The sequence below is a fragment of the Lentzea atacamensis genome (assembly GCF_003269295.1).
Classification (GTDB): Bacteria; Actinomycetota; Actinomycetes; order Mycobacteriales; family Pseudonocardiaceae; genus Lentzea; species Lentzea atacamensis.
In genome coordinates, this window is record NZ_QLTT01000016.1 from 19,664 (window position 1) to 44,528 (window position 24,865).

General features: G+C 67.2%; 24 protein-coding genes. 9 read left to right on the plus strand and 15 right to left on the minus strand.

The features are described from left to right. The first annotated feature begins 37 nt into the window (after window positions 1-37). The 9 genes from C8D87_RS43085 (at window position 38) to C8D87_RS48385 (ending at window position 10,916) form a co-directional block, all read left to right on the plus strand. Entirely contained in the window at window positions 38-757 is a 720-nt protein-coding gene (locus C8D87_RS43085) for a hypothetical protein (protein ID WP_233442560.1), read from the plus strand. After that, window positions 748-1,107 (plus strand): pilin, encoded by a 360-nt coding sequence (locus C8D87_RS43090; RefSeq protein ID WP_215732656.1) that lies wholly within the window; start codon window positions 748-750, stop codon window positions 1,105-1,107. The genes C8D87_RS43085 and C8D87_RS43090 overlap by 10 nt, the downstream gene beginning before the upstream one ends. Beyond that, complete coding sequence (locus C8D87_RS43095; protein WP_146772083.1) at window positions 1,107-2,930, plus strand: hypothetical protein; 1,824 nt, start codon at window positions 1,107-1,109, stop codon at window positions 2,928-2,930. Before C8D87_RS43090 ends, C8D87_RS43095 begins: the two co-directional genes overlap by 1 nt. Further along, window positions 2,927-3,955 carry a PrgI family protein gene (locus C8D87_RS43100; protein WP_112232299.1) on the plus strand — a complete coding sequence of 343 codons (1,029 nt, stop codon included), beginning with the start codon at window positions 2,927-2,929 and terminating at the stop codon, window positions 3,953-3,955. The genes C8D87_RS43095 and C8D87_RS43100 overlap by 4 nt, the downstream gene beginning before the upstream one ends. After that, entirely contained in the window at window positions 3,952-5,742 is a 1,791-nt protein-coding gene (locus tag C8D87_RS43105; protein WP_112232301.1) for a VirB4 family type IV secretion system protein, read from the plus strand. The genes C8D87_RS43100 and C8D87_RS43105 overlap by 4 nt, the downstream gene beginning before the upstream one ends. Continuing rightward, window positions 5,742-8,216: a type IV secretory system conjugative DNA transfer family protein gene (locus C8D87_RS43110; protein WP_112232303.1), complete on the plus strand. Its 2,475-nt coding sequence runs from the start codon at window positions 5,742-5,744 to the stop codon at window positions 8,214-8,216. Before C8D87_RS43105 ends, C8D87_RS43110 begins: the two co-directional genes overlap by 1 nt. 15 nt (window positions 8,217-8,231) lie before the next feature. Continuing rightward, a complete protein-coding gene (locus C8D87_RS43115) occupies window positions 8,232-9,236 on the plus strand; it encodes a replication-relaxation family protein (RefSeq protein ID WP_112232305.1) in 1,005 nt (334 codons plus the stop codon). Continuing rightward, window positions 9,233-10,195, plus strand: a complete 963-nt coding sequence (locus tag C8D87_RS43120; RefSeq protein ID WP_112232312.1) for a C40 family peptidase — start codon at window positions 9,233-9,235, stop codon at window positions 10,193-10,195. Before C8D87_RS43115 ends, C8D87_RS43120 begins: the two co-directional genes overlap by 4 nt. Window positions 10,196-10,631: 436 nt before the next feature. Next, a complete protein-coding gene (locus C8D87_RS48385; RefSeq protein WP_233442561.1) occupies window positions 10,632-10,916 on the plus strand; it encodes a hypothetical protein in 285 nt (94 codons plus the stop codon). A 138-nt stretch (window positions 10,917-11,054) separates the two neighbouring features. Here the strand turns inward: C8D87_RS48385 and C8D87_RS43130 are convergent, their stop codons facing one another. The 15 genes from C8D87_RS43130 to C8D87_RS43205 form a co-directional block, all read right to left on the minus strand. Then, window positions 11,055-11,645 (minus strand): hypothetical protein, encoded by a 591-nt coding sequence (locus C8D87_RS43130; RefSeq protein WP_146772084.1) that lies wholly within the window; start codon window positions 11,643-11,645, stop codon window positions 11,055-11,057. Between the two features lie 29 nt (window positions 11,646-11,674). Continuing rightward, entirely contained in the window at window positions 11,675-11,977 is a 303-nt protein-coding gene (locus tag C8D87_RS43135) for a hypothetical protein (protein ID WP_112232318.1), read from the minus strand. Between the two features lie 18 nt (window positions 11,978-11,995). Next, complete coding sequence (locus C8D87_RS43140) at window positions 11,996-12,508, minus strand: hypothetical protein (protein WP_112232320.1); 513 nt, start codon at window positions 12,506-12,508, stop codon at window positions 11,996-11,998. Between the two features lie 31 nt (window positions 12,509-12,539). Then, a complete protein-coding gene (locus tag C8D87_RS43145; protein ID WP_112232322.1) occupies window positions 12,540-14,276 on the minus strand; it encodes a hypothetical protein in 1,737 nt (578 codons plus the stop codon). 30 nt (window positions 14,277-14,306) lie between these two features. Further along, the gene (locus tag C8D87_RS43150) at window positions 14,307-15,497 is read right to left on the minus strand and encodes an AAA family ATPase (RefSeq protein ID WP_112232324.1); all 1,191 of its coding nucleotides are present in this window, start codon (window positions 15,495-15,497) and stop codon (window positions 14,307-14,309) included. An 814-nt stretch (window positions 15,498-16,311) separates the two neighbouring features. After that, complete coding sequence (locus C8D87_RS43155) at window positions 16,312-18,759, minus strand: BTAD domain-containing putative transcriptional regulator (RefSeq protein ID WP_146772085.1); 2,448 nt, start codon at window positions 18,757-18,759, stop codon at window positions 16,312-16,314. Between the two features lie 258 nt (window positions 18,760-19,017). Beyond that, window positions 19,018-19,407: a pilus assembly protein TadG-related protein gene (locus C8D87_RS43165; RefSeq protein WP_112232330.1), complete on the minus strand. Its 390-nt coding sequence runs from the start codon at window positions 19,405-19,407 to the stop codon at window positions 19,018-19,020. After that, window positions 19,404-19,829, minus strand: a complete 426-nt coding sequence (locus tag C8D87_RS43170) for a TadE/TadG family type IV pilus assembly protein (RefSeq protein WP_112232414.1) — start codon at window positions 19,827-19,829, stop codon at window positions 19,404-19,406. Before C8D87_RS43170 ends, C8D87_RS43165 begins: the two co-directional genes overlap by 4 nt. Window positions 19,830-19,834: 5 nt before the next feature. Further along, on the minus strand, window positions 19,835-20,227 hold the full coding sequence (locus tag C8D87_RS43175) for a TadE/TadG family type IV pilus assembly protein (RefSeq protein ID WP_112232332.1): 393 nt from the start codon (window positions 20,225-20,227) through the stop codon (window positions 19,835-19,837). A 13-nt stretch (window positions 20,228-20,240) separates the two neighbouring features. Further along, the gene (locus C8D87_RS46580; RefSeq protein WP_170166799.1) at window positions 20,241-20,417 is read right to left on the minus strand and encodes a hypothetical protein; all 177 of its coding nucleotides are present in this window, start codon (window positions 20,415-20,417) and stop codon (window positions 20,241-20,243) included. Window positions 20,418-20,425: 8 nt separating this feature from the next. Next, window positions 20,426-21,283, minus strand: coding sequence for a type II secretion system F family protein (locus C8D87_RS43185; protein ID WP_112232336.1), 858 nt, complete (start codon window positions 21,281-21,283; stop codon window positions 20,426-20,428). Continuing rightward, window positions 21,280-22,113: a type II secretion system F family protein gene (locus tag C8D87_RS43190; protein ID WP_112232338.1), complete on the minus strand. Its 834-nt coding sequence runs from the start codon at window positions 22,111-22,113 to the stop codon at window positions 21,280-21,282. Before C8D87_RS43190 ends, C8D87_RS43185 begins: the two co-directional genes overlap by 4 nt. Beyond that, window positions 22,110-23,468 carry a CpaF family protein gene (locus C8D87_RS43195; RefSeq protein WP_215732657.1) on the minus strand — a complete coding sequence of 453 codons (1,359 nt, stop codon included), beginning with the start codon at window positions 23,466-23,468 and terminating at the stop codon, window positions 22,110-22,112. The genes C8D87_RS43190 and C8D87_RS43195 overlap by 4 nt, the downstream gene beginning before the upstream one ends. Beyond that, the gene (locus tag C8D87_RS43200; protein ID WP_146772086.1) at window positions 23,465-24,019 is read right to left on the minus strand and encodes a P-loop NTPase family protein; all 555 of its coding nucleotides are present in this window, start codon (window positions 24,017-24,019) and stop codon (window positions 23,465-23,467) included. Before C8D87_RS43200 ends, C8D87_RS43195 begins: the two co-directional genes overlap by 4 nt. Window positions 24,020-24,183: 164 nt before the next feature. After that, window positions 24,184-24,711 carry a flagellar biosynthesis protein FlgA gene (locus C8D87_RS43205; RefSeq protein ID WP_112232342.1) on the minus strand — a complete coding sequence of 176 codons (528 nt, stop codon included), beginning with the start codon at window positions 24,709-24,711 and terminating at the stop codon, window positions 24,184-24,186. Between the last annotated feature and the right edge of the window lie 154 nt (window positions 24,712-24,865).

A 24,865-nucleotide genomic window follows, 5' to 3' on the forward strand; every position in this document is an offset into this window, starting at 1 on the left:
GCGGCTGTTCGACGGGTTCCCAGATCGGTGGGTCCGGTTGGACGAAGTCCGTGACCTCCTGCTGCGCCGCACGTGTCCGCAGAACGTCCGCGATGCCGTGTGGACGCACCTCGTCCGGCTCGCTCGGACCGAAGGTGCCACGTGGACGGTCGCGTGCGCCGGCATCGCGTTGCCGGCGCTCCTCAACGTCGCTTCGAAGCTGACGGCTCGGTTTGCCGACGATCCGAGCGACATCCACAGCTCGGTGCTCACCGGGTTCCTCACCGAACTGGCCGCAGTCGACCTCAGCCGTCCGCGCATCATGGTGCGGCTGCGCTGGGCCGCCTATCGAGCTGGACACGCAGCTCTCCGGGAAGCACTGGACACCCCAGTTCCGTCAGCCGGTTCGTTCACCTCGGCATCTCCACCAGCGCCGTGGGGGCACCCGGACTTCGTTCTCGCCCGTGCCGTCGAAGCCGGTGCGATCTCGTCCAGCGAAGCCGACCTCATCGGCTTGACCAGACTGGAGAAGGTGTCGCTGGCCGCGGTCGCCGAGCAGCGCGGCGCGAGCTACGAGGCCACGAAGAAGGCGCGCCAACGTGCTGAACGACGCCTCGTCCTTTACCTGCGCGATGACGTCGACACGGTGTCCCCGAACACCTCCGGATCCGGAGTTCAGGGGTGCGAGAGGCAGCCGGACGCCTCCACGCACACCAGTTCGCCCGACGTGCCCGCGCCGCCGTCGAGCACGACTCCGGAGGTGCCGCGATGCGCTTGATTCGTTCGTTCCGCAACAGCAGCCGGGTTCTTGTTCTCACTGAGCTGGTGGTCGTCGCGCTGCTGGTCGCCACCTCGACCGCGTCTGCGCAACCTGTGCACGTAGTTGCGCTCGCGTCCACCCTGGACGAAGTCCTCACCAACATCCGCAACTGGATCATCGGCATCGCGGCCGCTGTCGCCACCGTGTGCTTCTCGATCGGCGGGCTGCGGCTCCTCATCAACGGGTCTGAACCCGGCGAGGTCGACAAGGCGAAGGCCTCGTTCAAAGCCGGTGGAGTCGGCTTCGCCATCGCGATGCTCGCACCGTTGCTCGTCGCGATCCTCAAGACGTTGGTCGGAGACCGGTGATGAACACGGTCTCCACGGCCACACGTCCTTCGACGACTAAGCGGCGGCTCGCGTGGGTGGTGCTCAGTGCCCTCGCCGCGATTCTCAGCGTCGGAGTCACCCCGGCTGCTGCGGAACCGCAGCCGACGAACCCGACCACGACGACCAGTCCGCCGACGACCTCTGCGCCACGTCCGTCGACGCCACCTTCTCGTGAGACAGACGAGTGCGGGATCACCGACGTCGGTGCGTGCGTGTCGGAAGGCATCACGAGCTTCTTCTCGGCGTTGGTCGTTGGCGCACTCAACCCGCTGCTGCAGACGGTCGGCGAGACGTTGCTGGCGACGCCTCGACTGGACCAGGTCCCCCAAATCGCGGAGTTGTGGGAGTCGTCCCGCGGGATCGCTGTCGCGAGCTACGCGCTGCTCATCACAGTGGCCGGGCTGGTCCTGATGACGTACCAGACGTTGCAGACGCGCACCACCATCCGTGAGACAGCGCCCCGCATCGTCGTCGGCTTTCTGGCCGCGAACCTGTCGTTGCTCCTCGCGGGGCGAGCTGTCGAGTTCGCCAACGCGCTGTCGTACGCACTTGTCGCCGACGGTGTGGAGCCGAACGCCGCCGCCCAGCAGCTCGCCGGGATGTTCGCCAACACCGTGACGAGCGCGGCAACCGGCGGCAGCATCTTCAACCTGCTCATCAGCCTCGGCATCGTCGTTCTCCTGGTGGCGTTGCTCGGTACCTATGCCGTCCGGGTCGCGGTAACCGCGGCACTTGTCGCGGGTGCGCCCCTGTTCCTCGTCTTGCACGGACTGCAGCAGACCGAAGGGATCGCGCGATGGTGGTGGCGCGCGTTCGGCGGCGTGCTCGCAATCCAGGTGGGACAGTCGCTCGTCCTCATCGTCGGGTTGCGCGTGATCCTGTCCGACGGGGGCTTCACCATCTTCGGTCCCACTCAGGACAACGTCCTGAACCTCATCGTCACCGGCGCTCTGCTGTGGATCCTGGTCAAAATCCCGACCTGGGTTATGCAGCGTGTGCAGCTCGGCGGTGGTCGTAGTTTCCTCGGTTCGCTGATCCGTGGCTTCATCGCCTACAAGACCTTCGGCCTCATCCGCGTTGGAGGCACCAGGAGCACGCCAGCACCTGGCGCTCGTGCGAACCAGCCACCGACAGGATCGCCCGACCCGTACTCGAACGTGAAGGCGGATGGGTCGGGCCAGTACATGCTCCCGTTGCCAGGACTGAGACGACGTCCCAAGACCGCTTCGGTACCTCCCGCTCCTCGGACCGGAGGATCGCGGAAACCGCAGGGGCGACAACTCGCCCTTCCGTTCGACAAGGGATGGCCTTCGGACCGGCCAGTGCTGACCCGCAGTGGCCAGTACCGGCTTCCCATCGACGTTCCTCGGGTTACTCCGAGCAGTCCGCCGACGCCAGCGAGCCCGGCACCCGCGCCTCGCCGTGACCTCGGCAAGCAGCTTGAGCTCCCGTTCGACCCGTACCGAGGTGTACGGCCGACACGTCATGGTCAGTACGTACTGCCGCTGGATGTTGCGCGCGTTCCGAAGCCACCGGTACCTCCAGCGCCCAAGCAGGCCCGACGGACTACCAGCCGCGTGCGTCAGCCGGAACTTCCCTTCGACCCGTTCGCTGGATCTCGCCCGCAGCGTGATGGTCAGTACGCGTTGCCACTTGAAGGTGTGGCGCGCGTTGCGCATCCGCCGATGCCAAAACCGACGCCGCCGGCGCGCCGACCGCGGTCACGTCAGCTTCGGCTCCCGCTCGACCTGCCTGCCAGCGCACCGCGAGGCACCAGGCCGACCACGGGCGGTGCGTCATGACGCGGCCCGTACGAATTCCCGCTGACGTCGATCGGCCTGACCGCATCTTGTTCGGCCTCACAGGACACCAGCTCGCGCTCCTCACGACGACCGGCGTGATCCTCTACGTCCTGTGGGCGCTTACCCAGCGGATCGTTCCTCTGTTGGTGTTCTTGGTTCTCGCACTCCCGGTCGCGGCGATTGCGGTCGTGCTCGCTCTTGGCCAGCGCGACGGCGTCTCTCTGGACCGCCTGCTCTGGGCCGCGTTCCGGCAGCGCTTGACGCCGCGAAGGCATGTCGCGGCGCCAGAGGACGTCTCGTCCACACCAGACTGGATTACCGCCAGCGTGGAGTCCGGCGCCGAACCCGAGCACGCGTCGTCTCAGTTGCGATTGCCTGTGGAGGACGTGATGCCGACCGGCGTGGTGGACCTCGGCACGGATGGCTTGGCGCTCGTAGCCGTGGCCAGCACCGTCAACTTCGCTCTCCGAACCCCGATGGAACAACAGGCCGTCGTCTCGAGCTTCGGCAGGTACCTGCATTCGCTCACCGGCCCCGTCCAGGTGCTGGTCCGCGCGCACCGGCTGGACTTGACCGACCAAATCGCCGAACTGCGCGACACCGCCGGCGGACTGTCGCACCCGGCGCTGGAGCGGGCGGCTCGCGAGCACGCTGACTTTCTCGAACAACTGGGTGCCGGAACAGAGTTGTTGCGCCGACAGGTCCTGCTGGTGCTGCGGGAGCCGTTCGGTATCGCTCAGGAAACCAAGCGCGCGTTGCCGATTCTCCGCCGCCGCGGAGGTGGGCAGGTTGGGGATGGCACGCGGCGAGCTGCCGAAGCACGGTTGGTCCGGCGGCTGAGCGACGCGATCGAACTCTTCACGAGCGCCGGCGTCGTCATCACTCCGCTGGACGCGGGCCAGGCGACCGCAGTGCTGGCGGCGGCGTGCAACCCCGACACCCTCCTTCCGCCCTCCGCCGGACTTGCCAACGCCTGCGAGGTCATCACGACCGCGTCCGACTACGACTGGGAGCAGGCGCGATGACCAACACGATCATTCCGGACGCCATCTCCGTGGGCACGAGGCACCTGGAGCTCGGCGACGAATGGGTGGCGAGCTTCGCCGTGACGGGTTTCCCCCGCGAGGTCTACCCGGGCTGGCTTTCCCCGCTGCTGAACTATCCCGGCCGGTTGGACGTCTCATTGCACATCGACCCGGTCGACCCGGCGACATCGGCGGTCCGGCTGAAGAAGCAGCTGGCGCGCCTGGAGTCCGGGCGCCGACACGATGCCGAGCACGGTCGCCTTCCGGACCCGCAGGCCGATATCGCGACAGCAGACGCACACGATCTGTCCGACCGCGTGGCTCGCGGCGAAGGCAAGCTCTACCGAGTCGGCCTGTACCTCACCATCCACGCCGGTGGTGAGCAGGAACTGGCGGACGAGGTGGCCGCGCTCCGGTCGTTGTGCGCGAGTCTGCTGCTCGACGCCAAGCACACGACGTACCGGAGCCTTCAGGGCTGGGTGTCCACGCTGCCGCTGGGCATGGACTTGATCGGGATGCGCCGCACCTTCGACACCAGCGCGCTCAGCGCTGCCTTCCCGTTCACCTCACCGGACCTGCCGGCACCCGACCCGACGAGCGTCGCAGCGCCGTCGGGAGTGCTGTACGGCTACAACATCGGCTCGCAGGGCCTGGTGCACTGGGACCGCTTCGGCGCCGGGATGCACAACCACAACTCCGTGATCCTCGGTCGGTCCGGTGCGGGGAAGTCCTACCTGGTCAAGCTCGAACTGCTCAGATCGCTCTACCGCGGTATCGAGGTCGCGGTCATCGACCCCGAGGACGAGTACGTCCGGCTTGCCACCGCGGTCAGTGGCGTCCAAGTGCGGCTCGGCGCGGACAACATGCGCCTCAACCCGTTCGACCTGCCGGTCCACACGCGAGCTGACGGACACCGTTCTGCGCCGCGCGACGCGCTCCAGCGACGTGCTCTGTTCCTGCACACAGTGATCGCCGTCCTCATCGGACGTGAACCTGACGCAGCAGAACGAGCGGTTCTCGACCAGGCCATCGCCGCCGCGTACGAGTCGGTCGGCATCACCGCCGACGCTCGAACGTGGTCTCGGCCGGTTCCCACCCTGCGCACGCTTCGGGAGGTTCTCGACGGCTACGGGGACAAGACGGCGACGAATCTCGCCGCCCAGCTCCGTCCGTACGTCGACGGCGCCTTCAGCAAGCTCTTCGACGGCCAGACCACCACACATCCAGAAGGCCACCTGATCGTGTTCAGCCTTCGCGACCTTCCGGACGAGCTGAAGAGCGTCGGCACGGTGCTGACGCTGGACGCGGTGTGGAGGTGCATCACCAACCCGGCGATCCGCCGGCGACGGCTCGTCGTCGTGGACGAGGCGTGGTGGCTGATCAAGGAGCCTGCGGGGGCGGCCTTCCTGTTCAAGACCTCGAAGGTCGGCCGGAAGAACAACGCGGGTCTCACCGTGATCACTCAGGACGCGCTGGACGTTCTCGGTAACGAGATCGGTCAGGCGGTAGTCGCGAACGCCGAGACGCAGATCCTGCTGCGGCAGGCACCCCAGGCGATCGAGAAGCTCGCCCAGCTCTTCCACCTCTCGGAAGGCGAGCAGGAGTTCCTCCTGTCCGCCGACCAAGGCCAGGGGCTGTTGTCCACCGGAACGCAGCGCGTCGCGTTCCACAGCATCGCGTCCCCGGCCGAACACGAGTTGATCACCACCAATCCGGCAGAACTGCAGGACGAGCTCGACGACGCGGAAGCGGCGTATGTCGACATCGACGACGCCGAGGCAGCGTGATGACGACCAACTGGATCGACGACTACCTGACCGATCCGGGCTCGGGCCTCGGTGGCTTCATTTCCAGCGCTCAGGACTGGGTGATCACATCCGGACCTGAGCTCGCGCCCGCTGCAGCGGTAGGTGCTGGTGTTGCGCTCGCTGGTCGCCGCGCCTGGCGTCGGCGCTGCCACAAGCGCCTCGCGGCTGAAGCTCGGATGGTCACCGTTCTGGTCCCGCCACAGCCGGATCCGACCGGCGGTGCAGCGCTCTGGTCCCACCTCGTCGGACTTCTGCGCCCCGCTTGGCATCGGCTGCTCACCGGCCAGCCACACCTGGCCTTCGAGTTCACGTTCTCCCAAGCCGGAGTGGGCATCCGATTGTGGGTGCCCGGCGCGATCCCACCAGGTCTTGTGGAACGGGCTGTGGAAGCGGCGTGGCCAGGCGCCCACACGAGCACCACACCGGCCGAAGCACCTCTTCCGCTCGGCAGGCCTGGTGAGAGGCTGCTCGCAGCCGGGGGAGAGCTGCGGCTCGCCCGTGAAGAGGCTCTCCCACTGCGGATTGACTTCGCCGCAGATCCGCTGCGAGGACTGCTCGGGGCACCAGTCGGCCTGGGACACAACGAGCACGCGTGTGTGCAGGTCCTTGCCCGCCCGGCCACCGGGCGCCGCCTCGCACGAGCGCGACGTGCGAGCCGCAGCAATACCAACCTCGCCGGGCACCTCCTCGACCTGCTCACGCCGTCGTTGAGAACCCCACGGCGGGGTTCCAGCACCACAACCAACTACACCAGCCCTGAGTACAGACTCGAGTTGTCGGCTCAGAGCCGCGCATCCGTGCAGAAACAACGCAGCAGCCAGTTCGAGACCGTGGTTCGGTACGGCGTCTCGACGCTGCTCGGCGTCGACGCCACGGAGACTGAGGTCCGCCAAGCGAAGGCTGCGATCCGTGGACGAGCTCACGCCTTGGCGGCGACGTTCGCCACCTACACGGAGCACAACCGATTCACTCGTAAGCGGCTGCGTCGGCCGGTCGAAGCGCTCGCCGAACGCCGACTCGGTCGAGGGGATCTGCTTTCGGTTCCCGAACTCGCGGCCATTGCGCACTTGCCGACCGATGACACCCTGCCGGGCATACAACGCGCTGGCGCGCGTGCGATCGCTCCACCACCCGGAATCCCAGCGACCGGCCAAGGCATCAAGCCGCTTGGACGCACCGACAGCGGCCACAGCAGGCCGGTCGGCCTCCGGGTAGCCGACGCCCGGCATCACATGCACGTCATCGGCGCCACCGGCTCCGGCAAGTCCACCTTGCTGGCCCAGCTCGTCCTCGCGGATGCCGAAGCGGGACGTGCCGCGGTCGTGATCGACCCGAAGGGCGACCTCGTCACCGACCTCTTGTCCCGGTTGCCGGTCGCGGCCGCGGACAGGGTGGTCCTCTTCGACGCGGATTCCCGCAGCCAGTCACCTTGCCTCAACCCGCTGGACGGCGGCGACCCGGATCTCGCGGTCGACAACCTCGTCTCCATCTTCCGCCGCGTGTACTCCGCGTTCTGGGGACCACGCACCGACGACGTCATGCGGGCCGCCTGCCTCACGCTCCGGATGACAGACGGCGTCGCGACGCTGGCCGACGTCCCGAAGCTGCTCGCTGACCCCGCCTATCGCGCCAGGACCACCGCCGGCATCACGGATCCGGTGCTGCGCGGGTTCTGGACCTGGTACGACGATCTCAGCGACGCGAGCCGATCCCAGGTCATCGCGCCGCTGATGAACAAGCTCCGAGCCTTCCTGCTGCGCAGATTCGTGCGCGACACCGTGGCTGCCGGCCGATCCACAGTGGACATGAAGGAAGTCCTGGACAACGGCGGAATCTGCCTCGTCCGCATCCCCAAGGGCTCGCTCGGCGACGAAACAGCGAGGCTGGTCGGCTCGATCGTGGTCGCCAACGTGTGGCAGGTCATCACGGCCCGCGCCCGTACGCCGCAGCGCGACAGACGCGACGCCAGCCTGATCCTCGACGAGTTCCACAACTTCCTGAACCTGCCGTACGCGGTGGACGACATGCTCCCTGAAGCGCGAGCCTTGCGGCTCTCGCTGGTGCTGGCTCACCAGAACAACGCGCAGCTTCCGGGTGCACTGCAGGAAAGCATCTCGGCGAACGCCCGCAACAAGTTCTTCTTCAACGTCAGCCCTGAGGACGCGCACCACCTCGCCCGGCACACCGCCCCGCGGATCTCCGCTCACGACCTGTCCCACTTCGACGCCTTCCACGCCGCGGTCCGCCTGGTCGTGCACGGCGCCGAGACCGAGCCGTTCACCGTGGTCACAGAGCCACTTCGGCCGGCTGTACCAGGACGGAGCCGATTCCTCCGTGCCGCTGCGCGCGACAACCAACGACTTCGTGCGAAGACCATCCACACGCGACCCGACAGTGATGGACCCGCGTCACGTCGGGCGGTGGATCCACGACGCGGCAACTCGACCAGCTGACCAGGGGAGTACGCAATGCTCGCCGCACCCACTCCGCAACGACGTCACCGAGCGCCCAATCCGGCTCGACCGGCACCTCGCGTCGCGAACTCCGCGGCACACCAAGCGGTGTTGTCGACCAGGCTCACTCCCCGGGATCGGTGGATCATCAGCATGCTCTGGGAACACCGCGTGCTCACCTCCGAGCAGATCACTTCGGTGGCGTTCCCGTCCTACCGCTCTGGACGACAGCGCCTGCGGGAGCTGTACCTCTGGAGCGTGGTTGACCGCTTCCAGCCCTTCACGCCGACCGGAAGCGCACCAATGCACTACGTCCTCGCGCCCGCCGGCGCGGCGGCGTTGGCCGCGCAACACGGCTTCGAGGTGAAGGAACTCGGCTACCGCCATGACCGGGCCGTCGGCATCGCTCACAGTCTGCGGCTGGCCCACACCGTCGGTGTGAACGAGTGGTTCGTCCGCCTCATCGCGGACGCCCAACGCGGTGGCGCGTTCACCGTCGACGCGTGGTGGTCCGAAGTTCGGTGCGCGAGGCTCTTCGGGGACCTCACCAGGCCGGACGGCTACGGTCGGCTCGACCGCGGCGGCGCGCACGCCGAGTTCTTCCTCGAGTTCGACCTCGGCACCGAGCCGTTGACCAAGGTCGTCGCCAAGCTCGTGGGCTACAGCGCCCTAGCCGAGAGCACCGGGATCTCAACCCCGCTGCTGTTCTGGTTTCCGACCGCGCGCCGCGAGGCCAACGCCCGCAAACAACTTCTGGCAGCTTGGCGCGGACTCGACAACCCCGACGCCGTGCCGATTGCCACCGCGGCCGCCAACCTCCTCGATCCCAGCGATGAACAGAGTCCCGCGAACGCGGTCTGGCTAGCCCTCAACGCCCACTCGTCGAACCGGTCGTGGCTTCACGAGGTGCTTCCGACGTGTCCACGCCCCGCCGCTTCCGCGACCGACTTGCCGGTGGTCTTGCCTCCGCCAGACCCGATGCCGCCTCTGGCATCGCGACCTGCGGCTGCTGCCCGATGATGGTCAAGCTCGGCGCCGCAGTTGGCGCGGTTCTGCTCGTTGCCGTCCTCGCGGCGGCAGGTGTCGTCAACGCGGTGTCCTCCTTGTTCGGCTCCTCGTCGTCCGGCCATGTGAACTGCGCCAAGCCGATCGAGGACATACCGCCGGCATTCTGCGCGCTCTACGTGGCTGCAGCGCGAGTGTGTCCCGGCCTGGACTGGAGCATCCTCGCGGCCATCGGCAAGATCGAGACTGACCACGCGCGCCTCGACACTCCGGGCGTGACCAGCGGCGAGAACTTCGCCGGTGCCGGCGGGCCGATGCAGTTTCTCGAGCCGACTTTTGCAGGCGTGCTCGGCCGTCACAAGCTCCCGCCCGGCGGTGCCACTCCGCCCTCGCGCTACAACCCGCACGACGCGGTCTACGCGGCAGCCTTCTACCTGTGCGATTCAGGCGCCCCGCAGGACCTCCACAAGGCGATCTTCGCTTACAACCACGCCGACTGGTACGTCCGCGACGTACTCGCTCAAGCTCGGAGGTACGCCGACGCAGCCAATCTCGGCACCGGGAACTGCGCAGAGGTCCGCGCGGCCACGCCCGCAGCGCGTGTCGCGATCGAGTTCGCGTGCGCACAGCTGGGCCAGGCCTATGTCTGGGGTGGAGACGGCGAGGCGGAAGGGGGGTTCGACTGCAGCGGGCTCACCAAGGCGGCATACCACGCGGCTGGCGTCGAACTACCCCGCACGGCGCACACTCAACATGATGCGGGGCCGCTGGTACCTGCGGGCGAAACGCTGTTGCCGGGCGATCTGGTCTTCTACGGTACCTCGCGGGATATCCACCACGTGGGCCTGTACATCGGGGCAGGGCAGATGATCCACGCGCCCACCTTCGGGCAGGTCGTGACGATCGGCCCGTACCGCTGGCCCGGTGACGACTACTACGGGGCGACCCGGCCGCATAGCGCCGTGTCTACATGAGACAGAGATTCTTCTAGTAGCCGCTTGACTTCTCGTGTTGAAGGAAGCGTTCATAGTCCTGTAGCTGGCTTCAAAGCGGGAGCGCGCCGCAGGCTACATTTGAGCCCTGGCCAGGGCATGACTGCGTAACCACGTCCCAGAAGCGGAGACCGTCATGCCCAGCAAGAACCGAACCAAGACCACAGCGAAGATCGAGAAGGACAGCGCCACAACGCCTGAAACGGCCGCGAGCAAGTTGCGTGCGGCCCTGGTCGCGGCGCCAGGTTCTACGGCCGCTGATTTGGCCGTCAGCGTCGGAATCAACAAATCCACCGCCGGGAAGATTCTGGCGCGCTGGGAGGCAGATGGGACCGCAATACGCACGGCACGCGGAGTGGTTGATGGCCGACGCGTCGGTGATCTGTGGTCGGCTGCTACCGACGCGATGGAGCCGGAAGTGGTCGCGGCACCTGAGCTGGTCGAAGCCGCGGTTCCTGTCCGCGAACCGCTCGACCCGCTTCCGGAAGGACGGCTGAAGCCCGGTGCGTTGAGGCAGTTGGCGGAGGACTACCTCCGCATGCATCCCGGTGAGGCGTTCGGGCCGACGCACATCGGCAGGGCTCTCGGGCGTTCTCAGGGCGCTGTGAACAACGCGCTGGAAGCGTCCACGTTGGCCGGAACCGTCGTGAAAACGCAGGCGGCCCCGAAGCGGTTTGCGATCGCGCCCGCCGTGACGAAGTAGATAGAACGTCCTGAATTGTTGCCGGGCCTGCGGGTTCGGCAACAACTCGCTTTCGTGGTTGGGAACGCTAGAACCCAGGGGAGAAGAAGGCCGACCGGCGACTCCACGTCGTCGGTCGGTAAAGCTGGGCGCTGGAACCTAGTTCATGGATGGATTACCACCTGCGGTCTGTACGGCTTGGCACTTACCGTCGCACGGCACGTCGCTTTCGCTGACGAGCAACGGGCAGTCGTAGCGGTGTGCCTTGGTGAGCAGCACGCTGCCGTCCTGCCGGTCGATGGCGCGGAACGGGCCGCCGTTGGCCTTCGCCCACCGCACGTCATCCGGTGTGATCACACGTTCGCCTGCGCTGCCGTACGCCACGGCCAACAGCGCGCCGACGACGTCCATGACGTGCTCGGGGAGGGCGATGGTCTTGACGAGGACGGCCGTGACGCGCTGCGTCAGGTCATTCGCGAGGGGTTCGAGTTCGGCTTTCACGTTGATGTGCCTGAACGGCGTGGCCGTGCGGTCGAACCAGTGGTCCGGGTGGTGCATCACGAGAGGCGTCCAGGTCATTTCACTGCTGAGGACCTCGGCCGCGGCGAAGCAAGGCTCCAACTCGACGTCCCGATGGACTCGCACTCGGACCGTGTGGGGGCCGAGGTGCACGATCCGCAGGAGCGTGTAGTAACCGTCGGCCGCGCTGATGCTCTCATCGACCACGGTGTGCGGGAATGACGTTGTCATGTCGACCTTCCGTTGTGTTGTTGGGGGATCTACGCCGGAGACGCCGGCGAGTCTGCGTTCTTCGTCAGCAGGAAGACCGCGTCGCCGTCGTACGCGAGCTCCACTGGCTCGTTGCCGAAGGTGAGGTGTTCGCCGTCCGCTGTGACGACTCGCCAACCTGATTGGCGCACCCGGTCGGTGCAGTAGTAGCTCCCGACGAGGACGCCGTTGCGGGTGACGGTTCCGTAGAGCACCTGTTGGGCGTCGGCGGGGTCGGCGACGATGGAGGTCACCTCGAAGTTGTTCTCGCGGAAGCGTTGGACGACGGTCTCCGCATGCGTGTGAGAGGTCATTGCAGGTCTCCTTCGTGATCAGTTGGGGAGTGCGAGTACGCAGTCCGCCTCGTGGAGTGAGGCGTCCCGTGCTTCGTCGGCGGGGACGACGTCGCTGTCCGGGTCGAGGTAGTCGCCGAGGTCGGCGAGGCATGCGATACGCACGACGGGCACCTCGGCCTCGCAGCCCGGACACCGGTCCAGGACGAACCAGCTCTCGCCCGGACCGGTGAAGTCGGTCAGGAGTCGCCACTGCCGAGCGGTTGCGGGGTCCGTGACCGTGATCAGGTCACCGGGCACGTTGCCGTTGCGTGTGCGGTACTGGCGATCAGGGTCGTCTGTGACGGTGACGCTGTCGGCGGGCATCTGCAGCGCTGCCGCAACGTTCCGTGCTACACGGGCGCGACGGGCCCACCTGTTCCATTGTTCTGGAGTGTCGTGGCGTCGAGTGAACTCACCGATGCCCTTGTCCCGCATGGTCCGCGCGGCGAGAACCGCCCGGTCGGCAAGGCCGAGCGCGGTCTGTGTCGTAGCCGTGTTGTTGCTGTGCATGGGAATACACCTCCAATTGCGTTGGCCTCGGTCAACGCACGGCAGCCTTCAGGGCGTTGGTCGCTGCACGGCCGATCGCCGTAGCGGTAGCGGTGGGGTCGTTGAGGCGGTGCACGGTGACGCCCTCGAGGGGCTCGTCCCACGGGCTGGATGTCAGCCACAGCACCCCGCATCCGGACGCGCGCAGTCGGTCGACGCGTTTCTGCCCGGCGGGGCGTTCGTCGCCGCTGAAGTGTCCGTCGGACACGATCACCAGCAGCTGCGCGGCTCCAGGGCGCGAGAGTCCCAGGGCACCGTCGAGGGAATCGACAGCAACGGCAACGCTTTCCCAGTCGTCGTCGGCGTCGAATTCGGTCACCTCGGCAGGGACCGTGCCGGGGCGGGTGATGGGCCGGACGTGTACGCCGAAGATCACTGCTGCTGTCTCGGCAGGCACGGCGGACTGGTGCCCGGCGTGGGCGAGAATCCATGCGGTCGAAGCGACTGGGCCACGAAGGTGGCGCATCGATCCGGACACGTCGCAGGCGATTCCCAGCCGTAGGGGCGGGGTGGGCACGGTCAGGCGGGTGGTTCGGGTGAACGGTTCCGCTGTGGGCACCGCTCCTGCCGCCCGTTGGGCGTCTGCGGCGAGTGCGCCGCGCATCCGAAGCCGTCCGGGAGGAATCGGCGACGTTGACTTCACTGCGACTCGTTCGCGCATGCCAGCGGTCGACAGCGCTCGTGCCAGCGTCCGGGCGGCCGTGCGTTCGGCGGTGGTCGGTTTGCGGGTGCCCGTGATGGTCGTTGATCCGTAGCCCGAACGGGGGTGGCTTGAGAACACGGCCCGTGCAGTTGCTTCAGCGGCATCGCTAGCCACCTTTTCGGCTGCTTTCGCCGCAGCAGCCGCAGCGGCCGGATCTTCTGGAGGTGCTTCGTCCGCCACCGCGCGTGCCACCTTGGCCAGCGTCCGGCCGATCGCTTCGGACAGCGGCGAAGGCAGCGAGGACTCGCCCGCCGGCTCGGGCTCACCGGGCGTACCGGGATCGGGTGTTTCGCCGTCAGCGTCGGTGCCAACAGCCTTGCACCAGCGCCTGCCGAGGTCGACCATCGTGTCGGCGTCGTCGTCGGCCGTGTCGAGAGATTCCTGCCACAACGCCCGAAGTTCGGTCAGCGTGTCGGGTCCGAGAATGTCTTCGACGACGTCGGCGACCGGTGCGGTTTCGGCGGCGGTGAGGACACCACCGTCCACCCGTGCCAGCACCAGGGCAGCAGCGCGGGAGGCGTCCGCCCTGGTCATTGTCGGGGCTCCCGCGAAGTCGGCGAGGACCAGGTTCGTCGCTGACGCGCGCAACCAGTGCCGATCATCGGGACGGCGTCGGACGTGCGCGGCTTCCATGCGCGACTCTTCCAACAACATCGCGGCGTCTGCGACAGCGGCCGGAACGTCATCGGGCAGTTGCCACACGCTGTGCTTCGCGTGTGCGCACTCGTGGGTGAGCAATCCCCATGCGACTGGGTAGCGCGCACGGTCGGAAAGGTTCGCCGGATCAACGGTGGCGGGGTCCACTCCCAGGTGGTCGCCGTCGACTTCGATCACTGCACGTGCGGGGTAGAAACAAGCCGGGGCACCGCCACCCGCACCGGGCGCGATCGTGACCAACAGGTCCTCCCGATCGGCGATCACCGGTACTTCGTCCGCCAGGGCTGCGGACAGCGCGAGCCATTCCGGGCGCGCGGGGAAGATGGCGGCACCCGTTGCGTCCGGGTCAGCTACCAGGTGGGCGGTCATGGCGGGTGTCCTTTCCGGATAGTTCGCGCGCTAGATGCGGGTGCCGAGTGCCAGCGGTTGCACCGTTGTGCCGAACGCGTCGCGTACAGCGGCGGCCACGGTGCTGCGGTCCTCTTCGGGCGCGATGCCAACCAGGTTTCCCGCAGCCGCTTCGGGTCCGAGTACGCCCGCGATCTTCTGGAAGGCGATCAGCTCACGCAGCTGTGGTGCCCAGCCGATCTCGCCCTTGGTCTGGCGGGTGGCGAGGTTGCGCGCGACCTTGACGGCCCGCTTGTCGATCTTGAGCTGCGCAGCGAGGTCGTAGTCGGTGGACACGTGGATCTGAGCGGAGAACCGGGATGACAGGGCGTCGGTGAGGATCGCGCCGTGCACACCGGGGTTGTGCCCGGCGACCACGTAGAACCCGTCAGCGGCGTCAACGACCTCACCACCGTTCGCCTTGACCACGATCTGACGGCGGCCGTCCATCGCGGGGTAGACCACGGCCAGCACGGTGGGCGGGATCAGCGTCGCGTCATCGATGAACAACGGCACGCCCGCACGCATTGCCCGTACCAACGGACCGTGCACGAACACGTAGCGGCCGTCATCGGTCTGCGTGTACTCGCCGACGAAGTCGGCGACCGTGGTGTCGCCGTCGCCCTGAACCGTGAGCAGATCCGGGAATGCAGCCTCGACCACCGACGTCTTTCCGGTCCCAGGCGGTCCGTACAGCAGTGCGGCGACTCCGGCTTCCCGCAACCGTTGCAGCGCAGTCACGTCCGGCATGCCGGACAGCAACCGGGGGTGGTAGGTCAGGCCGTTCGGGCGCGTGACCGGTCCCGTGACCACGGCCGTCGTGGTGGGAGTCGGGGCGGGTGCTGCGGATTCCGGAACCGTTGCGGTTGCTGGTGACTTCGTGCGTCGGAGGCGTCGGGTGGATACCGGGGCGGGTGTGATCGCGGTTGCTGCCACAACGGCGGTGGTCGCGGTGGCGCGGTAGGTCAGCGGCGCGGTCGACACGACTTCGGCGGCACCGCAGTCGGTGAGCACTTTCAACGCGTTGCCCACCGCGCCCGATGATCGTCCGCCGAGTTTGGTGGCAACGACACGCGGCGTCATGCCCGTGGTCGGGTCATCCGCCAGGACGCGGGCAACCATTGCGCGGAGTTCGCCGTTGCGCAGACGGGTGGCCGATCCTGTTGCGGGCGTGGTGGTCGGGGTCGTGGCGGGGGTGGTCATCGCGGTTTCCTTTCGATCCGATTGCGGGGGTCAGGCAGCCGCGATAAGCGACTCGTCGTCGGGCGTGTTCTGGTGGGTTTCAGCAGCAATGTCAGCCGATTCCTGGGTGTGTTCGTGTTCGATCCACCCGCAACAGCAATACGCGGTAACCGTGCCGTCGGTTTCGGTGGTGGTGTCGGCGTAACACATGATGGGCCCCGTTCTGCAGACATGGCTCGCGCCAGGCGTGGTATTCGGTGTGGTTCCCGGTTTCCCGGTGTGATTCAAATATAACTCCGCCGCACACCAATTGCCAGTGCATTAGGGGTCTTTTTTCAAGACTCTTTCGGGGAAATTCGCTGCATTGTCCGGTGGTGACAATTAAATTTGTGTTGTGTCTGCGTTGTCGTTCTGGTCGGAGTGTTGTCTGGTTCGGATGCCGGCGCGCGGTCTGGGCCCGGCGTGGGTAGTTGAACAGGGCAGCTAGGTCGTTGCGGGGCCGAGGTGAGGGTGACTTGCCAGGTCTGTGCAGGTGTCGAGAAGGTTCAGGCCCGCTGGCGCACCGTTTCGACCTCCCGCTTGTGGTCAAGCGAGTCTGGGACACCAGGTGATCCCGCTGTGGTCGTCCTGCCACGTGTTTGGTGTGCGGGAGAAGGGGCAGGTTTGGAGGTGCCCTTGGCGTGTATCAGGACCTGAACCCCGGAATGATCCTCCTCTTCTGGTTGCTTTGTTTGATCATGGTGAAATGCACGGTAGCATCGAGGTGCGTGGAATTGAAATTCCACGCAAAGGTTCTTTACTGGTGGTGGAGATTCTTTTTGGTGGTGCGTGGCTCTCATGATGCGGGCCGCTGGTCTTTGGTGTGGTGCCGCGGGAGGTTGGCTGCAAGCCACGTCGCTTCTGGCGACGGTTTGTCGTCGATCTCCGCCAGCTTGCTGGTGAGCAGTGCGAGAGTGCGCGGGATGGCCTCAAGCCGGCCGAGCCGGCCCTGGAGCCGCATGATGTCTCGGTACAGCAGCTCGTTGTGCGGATCGAAGGCGCGTGCGCGCTCCAGCAGCTCAAGCGTCTGTTCGGGATCGACGTCGCGCAGCGCGTGCGCCAGCGCGGCGGCCGCGTCGATGACGTCGCGCCGAACGGCCTCGCGTACCGGTTCGAGCCATTCGCTTTCGACCCCGTCCGCGAGCGGACCGGTGTGGAGATTGACGACCTCGCGGTATGCGTCGATCCGGTCTTGTGTGGTGCCCGCCGTGCGGCGGGCCGTGATCGCGCGGTCCAGGTGCCAGTAGTCGACGTCTACCAGGTCTGGGTTGAGGCGGTAGCGACCTCCGCCGACGATCGCGATGTCCGTGATCGTTCCTCTGGTGGCCTTGGTGACGGCGTTTCGAAGCCGGGAGAGTGCTGTGTTGAGGGCGTTGTTGGTCTTGTCCGAAGTGTTCGCCGGCCACAGGGCGTTCACGAGCGCCTCGCGGGTCGTGCCGTCGGGATGGACGGCGAGGAAGACGACGAGTTCGCGTAGCCGCGGCTGGATGGTGGCGGTGACATCGTGCTCGGCGTCAGGCCAGCGCAGCGCAGGGACACCGAGTACCCGGACCTGGAGCGGTGGGCGGTCCACGGGAACGACGTTCGCGCCGAGCTCAAGTGCGCCATCCGCGGCTTCGGGTTGCGGGCGGTATTCGGCCTCGCGGAACAAGCTCAGGAGGTCCCTCGCATCGTCGTCGCCGAGGTGGAAGAGCCTGGCGCCGGTGAGCTCTTCACCAGGGCCAGGACTTGCTGAGGAGACGGTTCCGTCAGCGCGAACGTAGAGCGTGATGCCGGGCGCCCACTGCCCGAGGAGGACCCCGGCAAGTCGACGCTGGGACTCCTGCGGAAGCGCGCCTTCGAGTCGTCGTCGGCTTTCGTCGTCCAGCTCAGCCACGACTACCGCCGGAGGCGGCTGTTCGGCGAGCTCCGCATAGCTGGAGACGATGTGCAAAGCGGACGGTGGCTCACCGACTGTGGCTCCGCCAAGGAGTAAGGCCAAGTCATCAGCGGTGATCGCGACGGTTGTGCGCGTCAAGGCTGTCAGGACCAGAGCACGCGCTGCCGCGGCTGCGCCTGGGCCGACCAAGCCAAGCCCGCCGCACGCAGCAAGGTCCAGTGCAACCTCGTGACCGCTCCTGACACCGAGCGGTGTTGCCTCGTTGTGAGGAGTCGGCTGGTGCTCGGCGCGGTGGTGGGCGAGCTGCAGCTCGTACACCACGGGTGCGACAGGCAGATCATCACGCAGTCCGCTGCCTGGCTTGTACCTGCTGCGGTAACGCCTTCTCGCCGCCACGAGGGCAGTGCTCACAGCCGCGGTCAGGGCCACGCCGACGAACGCCGTGGTCTTTCCTGATGGCGCGGATGCGGGCTGCGGAAGCTGTTCCTCTTGCTGAGGCAACTCGTGCGAGGGAGCCGGTGCCGGCAGCGCCGTTGGTCCGGGCGGGGGAGTGGGAACAGGTGGAGGAGGTGGTGGTGCCGGGATGTGGAGCTTCTCCCCAGGGAAGACCTGGTGCGGGTCCGTCAGAGGTCGGCCGTTGGGTTGTGGTTTACCGCGGTTGAGTTCGAAGATCTCGGGCCAGCGGGTGCCGTCGCCGAGCGTGCGTTCGGCGACGGCCCACATCGAGTCGCAGTGCCCGGTGACCGGATCGGGATCCCGCACGGTCTCGACCACAGCTGCCGTGCTGGACGAGGCCAGCTGCGGGCCTTGGGCGGCAGCGCCGATTGCACGGTTGCCGAGCATCGTCAAGACGATCGTGCCGATCAACACCGCCGCCGGCGAACGCACCGCTGCCAGGTCCGGCCACCGCACTCCGCGCAAGACGTCCGCGGCGCGAAGCCCGACGTCCACGACGAACGCGGCCCACAGCAACCAGCAGATGCATGCGAGCCCGTCGATCAGGAAGGAGGGGGACATCGGTTGGGTGAGCACGGCGGATAGCACGGCCCAGCTCGGAACCGCGTCGGGTAACGGCCATCCGACGTAGTGACACAGCGCAAAAGGCAACCCGATCAGCACCGCGAGCAGCACTGCGAATGCCGCCAACGCACGTGCCAGGCTGCCGATGGCGGCGACAACGCCTCCGCGGATCATGTTCGCGGTCATTGTGCTGCGGCAGGCGCAAGGGCCTGCGAGGTCGCCTGTTGGGCGGAGGAAATTTCCTGCACTGCAGGGTTGTGCTGATCGCTGGAGGAACCCGGCTTGGGCGGCCGCGCACTCGACCGCTTCCTCCTGCCGCGCTTCGGCTTGCTGGCCACCGTCCACTTCGTGAGTTCGTCCACCGGGACGTCGGTAAACGAAGCGAGCTCGGGAAGGCTCATCACGTCCTCGGCTTCCGTGATCAGCTCGCCCAGCTTGACGTCGACCTCCTGCAGCTCGGTGGCCAGAACCGTGCGGCGGTGCGCGAGCTCGCCGACGAGCTGCGCGGTGGCCAGCCGGCGATTGCTCCTCTCGGCATCAGCAAGCTCGACCCGCCTGCGGATCTCGTCAGTCGTAGCCATCGTGTTCCCCTTTCCTGCGTCTTCACGGGCTTGGTGTGGTGGCACCGCGGTGGGGACTCGCGTGACCGGTTGCCTGAACGGTGATGCTGGGGATCCCGACGAGGCCGAGCAGTTGCGTGCGTTGGGAGGCGGTCACGACGACAGTGACGGTGTTGCCGGAGACGGTGACGTTGCCGTCGAGACCGGCTGAAGAGAGATGCGCTCGGGCCTTGCTCGCCGCCTGGTCGGGCGCGAGCTGGAGATCGTTGTCCAGCCGGTAGGTGGTGAGGTCGATCGCTTGAGCGCCTGCTCGCGCTGCTGCCTCGGCAGCGCCTGCGGCTTGAACCTTGGTGGCGAGCGCGAGGCCGCCGTCGAGGACGAGGCCGGCGAGGGCCAGGAGGCTGGCGGTGAGGGCGACGAGGAACGCAGTCATGTGTCGCTCCCGACGGAACGCCAGGTGTCGACTGCCTCCGAAGCGGTGGAGGACAGCCGCTTCCGGGCTGGCACACCGAGCAGCGTGGCGCCGCTGAGATCAACTGTGCATGAGACCGTCACGGTCACCGCTGCGCCGGGTCGTACACCGCCGAGGACCTCGACGCTCATCGCTTGGCAACTGACCCCGGCATCGGCGAGTGCTCGGGTCGCGACAGCTGTGGCGGCAGCGCTGGCTCGTTTGTCTGTGCGCTCGATGCTCGCGGCGCGTGCCGCCTGGTGTGCCACGTCGTTGAGCCGGAGCCGCGCGTCGACGCCCCGGTGCACTACGACCGCCACGAACACCAACGCCATCACCATGACGGGAGCCCACAGCGTGACCTCCGCTGCTGCGGATCCTCGCTGATCACGCCACCACGGCATTCCGGTCACCGCCCAAGTTCGACGAAGCGCTCGACGGGACCTGCGGCCTCGGCGTGCACTGGAAGGCTCAGGAAGGGCACAACCTGCTTCGCAGCCCCTGAGATCTGCACCAGCGCCGTCTCAGAACCCCGCTCGCAGCGGACGTTCGCATCGCGTAAGGGCCCGTCTCCGAGATCAGCGAGCACGCCCTGGGCGCTTGCGGCGCCGTCAGCCGGCGATCCGCCGTGTGCTCGAACGGCTGCGAGCCCGTGCGCGGCCGCAGCTTGGGCGATGTGCGTGGCGTGCGACCACATGGCGAACTGCACGATCAGCAAGAAGGACAGAAAGGCCACCGGCAGCATGATCACGACTTGCGCCGAGGCGCTTCCACGGTCGTTGGGCAGCCGAAGTCGTTGCATCGGACGCCTCCGCTCACAAGGAGATCTTGGACGCGGCACCGACGAACAACGATGTGAGGAGCGCGGCCACCGCCAATGCTGCGGCGACGAGCGCGGCAATGGTCACCACCGTCTCGCCCACATACCCGCGATCGTCGTGCCGCAGGCTCTCGATCGCTGCGCGGACGTTCCGGAACACGAGATAGATCATGGTCACTCCTAGAGTCCGTTGAGGACTGAAACCAGGGCTGGGTATCCGATGAACAGGAGAAAGCCGAGCATCAGCAGAACGAGTGGCAGGCTCATCCGCTCGGTCGCCGCACGCGCTTCGCCTTCGGAGTCGGTGATCTCCTTGGCGCGCAACGCGGCCGCTTTGGAGCCCAGGCTTGAACGGATCTTGGCGCCATCGGTGCCGGCGAGGCTGACCGCGGCCGCGAGATCGGACAGCTGACGCAGCTGGAGGTCCTCACCGAGTCGGTCGAGCGCTTCCCACGGGGTCGTGCGAGTGACCTGAGCGGTGACCAGTGCTTGCCGCAGCTGGTGAAACGCCCAACCGTTGCCGACATCGGCAGCGTCGGTCAGTGCCGCGTCCACTCCCGCCCCACCTGCGAGCAGAATGCGCACGAGGTTGAGGTAGGCGCCCAGCGCGTGCCGGAAGTCGGAGCGGCGCCGTTGAGCTGCCTCACGAACCTTGAGGTCAGGCACTAGGAACCCGATCACGGCGAACCCGGCGATCGCGACCACAGAGGTCGTCCATGGCAAGCCGACACCGTTGATGACCAGTGCGAGGCTGACGCAGGACGTCAACGCGGCACCGACCAAGCCATACAGCGCCTTGGACACCAGGTGCCGTTCGACGTCGGTGCCCACGACGTTCAGGTCGGCTCGCAGGCGTGCGGTCGGAGTACCGAACGGACCGACAACCCTCCACACCGGACTCCTGCTCGTTGAGGGACTCGGGGAAGCGGACAGCATCGCGAGCACCTCGTGCAAGGCAGGCCTCGGAGGAAACAGCCACACGGCGAGAGCCCACAGGCCTGTCCCGAGGCACGCGCCCCACAGCAACGGCCTGATCATCGCGGCACCTCCGCAAGGAGGAACCGACCGGGCTCCCGCAGGCGGGCGATTCGGGCGAGCCAGGTGAACGCGATGCCGAACAGCGAGCCCACAACGGTGAGGACGAGTTGCCCCTGCACGCTGTCGAACGGGTCGAGGTAGGCGCGGTTGAGTGCGATCAAGCCGCCGGCGAACGCGATCGTCGTGATCACGATGACCCGGACGCTCGTGCGGGTCTGTCGTCGACCCGCCTCGATCCGCATCCGCATGGACGCCTGCTCGCGTGCCTCCGCACCGAGCTCGCCCAGCAGCTCGGCGAGATGACGTGCTTGATGCTGGCTGCAGAGCACGAGAGCAGCGATCACCAGGTCCGCTGTCGGATCACGCAGTTCATCTCCGAGACGCCGCAACGCCACCGCGAGGCGTTCGCCGCCGCGCAGTTGAGCGGCAAGCGACGTGATCTCAGGCCGGATAGCTTCGGGCGCGCGTGCTGCGGTGGCCAGCACGGCGTGCTCCAGTCCAGCCGCGGCTACCAAGGTGTCGCGCAACATCTCGGTCCAACTCGCGATCGCTTCGATGCGGGCGAGCCGGGCACGCTGCTCGGCGTCCGCTCGCAAGACGCGTGGCAACAACGCGACACCGAGTCCGGCCAGGACAGCTGCCGCGATCCAGCCGGTGGCCACGCCGGCCAGCAGCGCGGTCGCCACGCTGACGCACAGCCGCACGACGGCAGAGCGGTCGGGAATGAACCACTGCCGACGCCGTGCGGAGGTGCCGCGAAGGCCCAGCGCGAGTAGCCACGCACCTACGGCACATCCGGCCGCAAGCACTCCGAGCAACGCGGAACTCATGATCCCCACCGCTCCGCGAGCTCAGGGTCGTAGCCCGCAGCGATGAGTTCGTCGAGCGTGCGAGTTCGGAGTGGCGCCGCGGGAACTGCTCGCAGATCGGGGCCTGGACGCCACACCTCGTTGCTGATGATCTGGCGCCCGTCGGCGTCCACGACTTCCCGCACCGAAGACACGACGCGATGGCGCCGGTCGGACGAAAGCTCGAGGTGAACGACGAAGTGCAGCGCGGAGGCGACCAGGAGGTTGGTGGCCTCGAGCGTCAGTCGCTCGGGTCCTTGGACGGCATATGCACCCAGCTTGGTGAACGCGCCTGCGCTTGAACTTGCGTGAAGGGTGCCCATCGAGCCGTCGTTGCCCATCGACATCGCGTTGGTCAACGGAATGACCTCCGGACCGCGGACCTCACCGACGATCACGCGGTCGGGCTGCATGCGCAGCGATTGCCACACCAGGTCGGACAGCGTGATCGCGCCGACTCCTTCGAGGTTGGGCTCGCGCGCCTGCAGTGCGACCACGTCCGGGTGCGCCGGGTCCTGATCGAGGCCGAGCTCGAACACGTCCTCGATGGTGATCAGGCGTTCGTGCGCCGGGATCGCCGAGGCGAGTGCGCGAAGCAACGTCGTCTTGCCGATCGTCGTGCCTCCGGTGACGAGCACGTTCTTCCTTGCGCGAACCACGGCGGCGAGGAACGACTCCATCCCTGGGCCGATCGTGCCGTTGTCCCGCAGCTCGGCCAGGTTCACGCGCTGGAGGCGGTGCCTGCGGATGGACACCGAGGGCCGAGCCGTCACGGTCATCACCGCCGAGACGCGTTCGCCGGACGGCAGGGCGAAGTTCACGATGGGGGAGGCGTTGTCGAAGCGGCGCTCCTCGATGCCGCTGCGCGCAGCCAGCGTGCGGATGAGATGGACGAGATCGTCGTCGGAGTCCACGATCGCGGGCAGCACTTCGCGCGTGCCGTCGGCGCGTTTGACGGACACCCGCTCGGCGCCGTTCACGTTGATGTTCTCGATGCTGGTGTCGGCGAGCAGCGGGTCCAACCTGCCGGCGCCGAACAGCTCGGCCAGGACCTCGGCGACCGCGCGCCGTTCGACGTCCGCGCTGAACAGCTCAAGTCCTGCCTGGAGCCGCTTTTGTGCGATCGACTCGACGGAGTCGCGCAGAATCGCCTCGGCCAGCTGACGCCGTTGCTGCGGTCCGAGAGGCGGGCGCTCCGCGTTTCCGTCCGCTCGGAGTCGCGCGCCGAGCTGGTCGGTGACGTCGTTCCGCAGACGTTCACGCAGACTCCGCACGTCGCTCATCGGCTTCGGAAACGGGAGGTCTGCCGGCCCGCTCAGCGGGCTCACGGCGGTCATCGGGAACTCCGCTGCAGCGTCACGTCCTGTGGGGCCGTGTGCAGGAGCTGCCTGGCCAGCCTTTCCGCATGTCGGTTCAACACGGAGTCGAAGCCGCGCTGATGCCACAGCGCCTGCGCGCCCTTGGCGTCGTCCGGGATACCAGCGAGCACCGGCAGACCCAACGCCTCTGTAACCTGTGCCAACGGATAACCCTTGCCCACGAGCACGAGGCCAGGATGGTGCGACCAGGTCTGCATGTGGGCTCGCCTTGCGGAGACATGCGCCAACGAGTCGTCGTGGGGTCGTGCCACGACAAGGAGTGCGTCGGCGGACCTCAACAGTCCGAGCATCGTTGGATCGGGGTCGACTCGGCCGACATCGATGATCACCGGACTGCCGAGCGTTCGAAACGGACTGAACTGCGAGGCCGCCAACGCTCCGAACGCGGCACGCGACTGTGCAGGATCCGATGGCGCGGGCACGATCCACAGGCCGCTCGCCAGGGCATGTGCGTGCCGCGTCAGGAGTTCCGTGTCGGAGCTGCCACGCGCGGCAGCGGCGAGGCTCACGAGTCCGGGGGAGTTGGGCAGCCGAAGGCGCGCCGCAGTGTCTCCGCCTGCTGAATCCGCCTCGACCACGATGGGACGCGTTGGCCCGGGCCAGCGGGCACCGAGTGCGACGGCGAGCGTGCTCGCGCCGGGAGAACCCTTGAGAGAACAGGTAATGATCATCATCAACGACCTCCGACCATCAGCAGGGCGACTTTGTCTGCAGGCGTCGAGGACAGGGCTCGCGCGTCGAGCTCCGGCAATTCCACCGAGACGACAGGCGTCTGGCCGGTCCTGTCGACTGCGACGACCACGGCGCGCCAGGAACTCGTTGTGCTGCCTTCGTTCGCGGCGGAAGCTAGTACGACCACGTTCGACCCGGCGGACAACTCGGGAGGGAACTGCCCCGGCTTGAGGCCGAGGGCGGCTATCGCTCTGCCGTTGGCAGGCACTCGGGGCGGTCCCAGTACTTCATCGGAGAGGAGGACCCCGGCCGGCAGCGCGTACGCAACCTGCCTACCGACCACGCTCGAGACGGCAGAAGCGGGAACGACCTTGACAGCCCCTTCCATGGCGAGACTCACCCCGACGAGGTCCTGCTCCACGATCACCTGGCCGACTTCGACCGGCCGCGCCAGCGCGATGACCTCCTGGCGCTCACCAAGCTGTTGTGCCGCAACCACTCCACCGGCTGCACACGCCACCACCAGCACAGCGCCGAGCGTGAGGTGCGGGATACTTCGTCGCCGACGGCCAGGCGTCCGGGACGTCGGCCCCGTCCACGTGCTGACCGACTTGGGTTTGATGGCCGGTGGCGTTCTCATCTGGGCCTCCTGAAGGCATGGGGTACCGAGACGTGACGCCTGA

Excerpts from the sequence above, each read along its gene's own strand:
- C8D87_RS43110 (WP_112232303.1), top strand. The coding sequence starts at position 5,742 with ATGACGACCAACTGGATCGACGACTACCTGACCGATCCGGGCTCGGGC.
- C8D87_RS43105 (WP_112232301.1), top strand. The coding sequence starts at position 3,952 with ATGACCAACACGATCATTCCGGACGCCATCTCCGTGGGCACGAGGCAC.
- C8D87_RS43140 (WP_112232320.1), bottom strand. The coding sequence starts at position 12,508 with ATGCACAGCAACAACACGGCTACGACACAGACCGCGCTCGGCCTTGCC.
- C8D87_RS43195 (WP_215732657.1), bottom strand. The coding sequence starts at position 23,468 with ATGACCGCCGTGAGCCCGCTGAGCGGGCCGGCAGACCTCCCGTTTCCG.
- C8D87_RS43190 (WP_112232338.1), bottom strand. The coding sequence starts at position 22,113 with ATGAGTTCCGCGTTGCTCGGAGTGCTTGCGGCCGGATGTGCCGTAGGT.
- C8D87_RS43150 (WP_112232324.1), bottom strand. The coding sequence starts at position 15,497 with ATGACCACCCCCGCCACGACCCCGACCACCACGCCCGCAACAGGATCG.
- C8D87_RS46580 (WP_170166799.1), bottom strand. The coding sequence starts at position 20,417 with ATGATCTATCTCGTGTTCCGGAACGTCCGCGCAGCGATCGAGAGCCTG.
- C8D87_RS43185 (WP_112232336.1), bottom strand. The coding sequence starts at position 21,283 with ATGATCAGGCCGTTGCTGTGGGGCGCGTGCCTCGGGACAGGCCTGTGG.
- C8D87_RS43120 (WP_112232312.1), top strand. The coding sequence starts at position 9,233 with ATGATGGTCAAGCTCGGCGCCGCAGTTGGCGCGGTTCTGCTCGTTGCC.
- C8D87_RS43170 (WP_112232414.1), bottom strand. The coding sequence starts at position 19,829 with ATGCCGTGGTGGCGTGATCAGCGAGGATCCGCAGCAGCGGAGGTCACG.
- C8D87_RS43135 (WP_112232318.1), bottom strand. The coding sequence starts at position 11,977 with ATGACCTCTCACACGCATGCGGAGACCGTCGTCCAACGCTTCCGCGAG.
- C8D87_RS43115 (WP_112232305.1), top strand. The coding sequence starts at position 8,232 with ATGCTCGCCGCACCCACTCCGCAACGACGTCACCGAGCGCCCAATCCG.
- C8D87_RS43175 (WP_112232332.1), bottom strand. The coding sequence starts at position 20,227 with ATGCAACGACTTCGGCTGCCCAACGACCGTGGAAGCGCCTCGGCGCAA.
- C8D87_RS43090 (WP_215732656.1), top strand. The coding sequence starts at position 748 with ATGCGCTTGATTCGTTCGTTCCGCAACAGCAGCCGGGTTCTTGTTCTC.
- C8D87_RS43145 (WP_112232322.1), bottom strand. The coding sequence starts at position 14,276 with ATGACCGCCCACCTGGTAGCTGACCCGGACGCAACGGGTGCCGCCATC.
- C8D87_RS43095 (WP_146772083.1), top strand. The coding sequence starts at position 1,107 with ATGAACACGGTCTCCACGGCCACACGTCCTTCGACGACTAAGCGGCGG.
- C8D87_RS43130 (WP_146772084.1), bottom strand. The coding sequence starts at position 11,645 with ATGACAACGTCATTCCCGCACACCGTGGTCGATGAGAGCATCAGCGCG.
- C8D87_RS43165 (WP_112232330.1), bottom strand. The coding sequence starts at position 19,407 with ATGACTGCGTTCCTCGTCGCCCTCACCGCCAGCCTCCTGGCCCTCGCC.
- C8D87_RS43100 (WP_112232299.1), top strand. The coding sequence starts at position 2,927 with ATGACGCGGCCCGTACGAATTCCCGCTGACGTCGATCGGCCTGACCGC.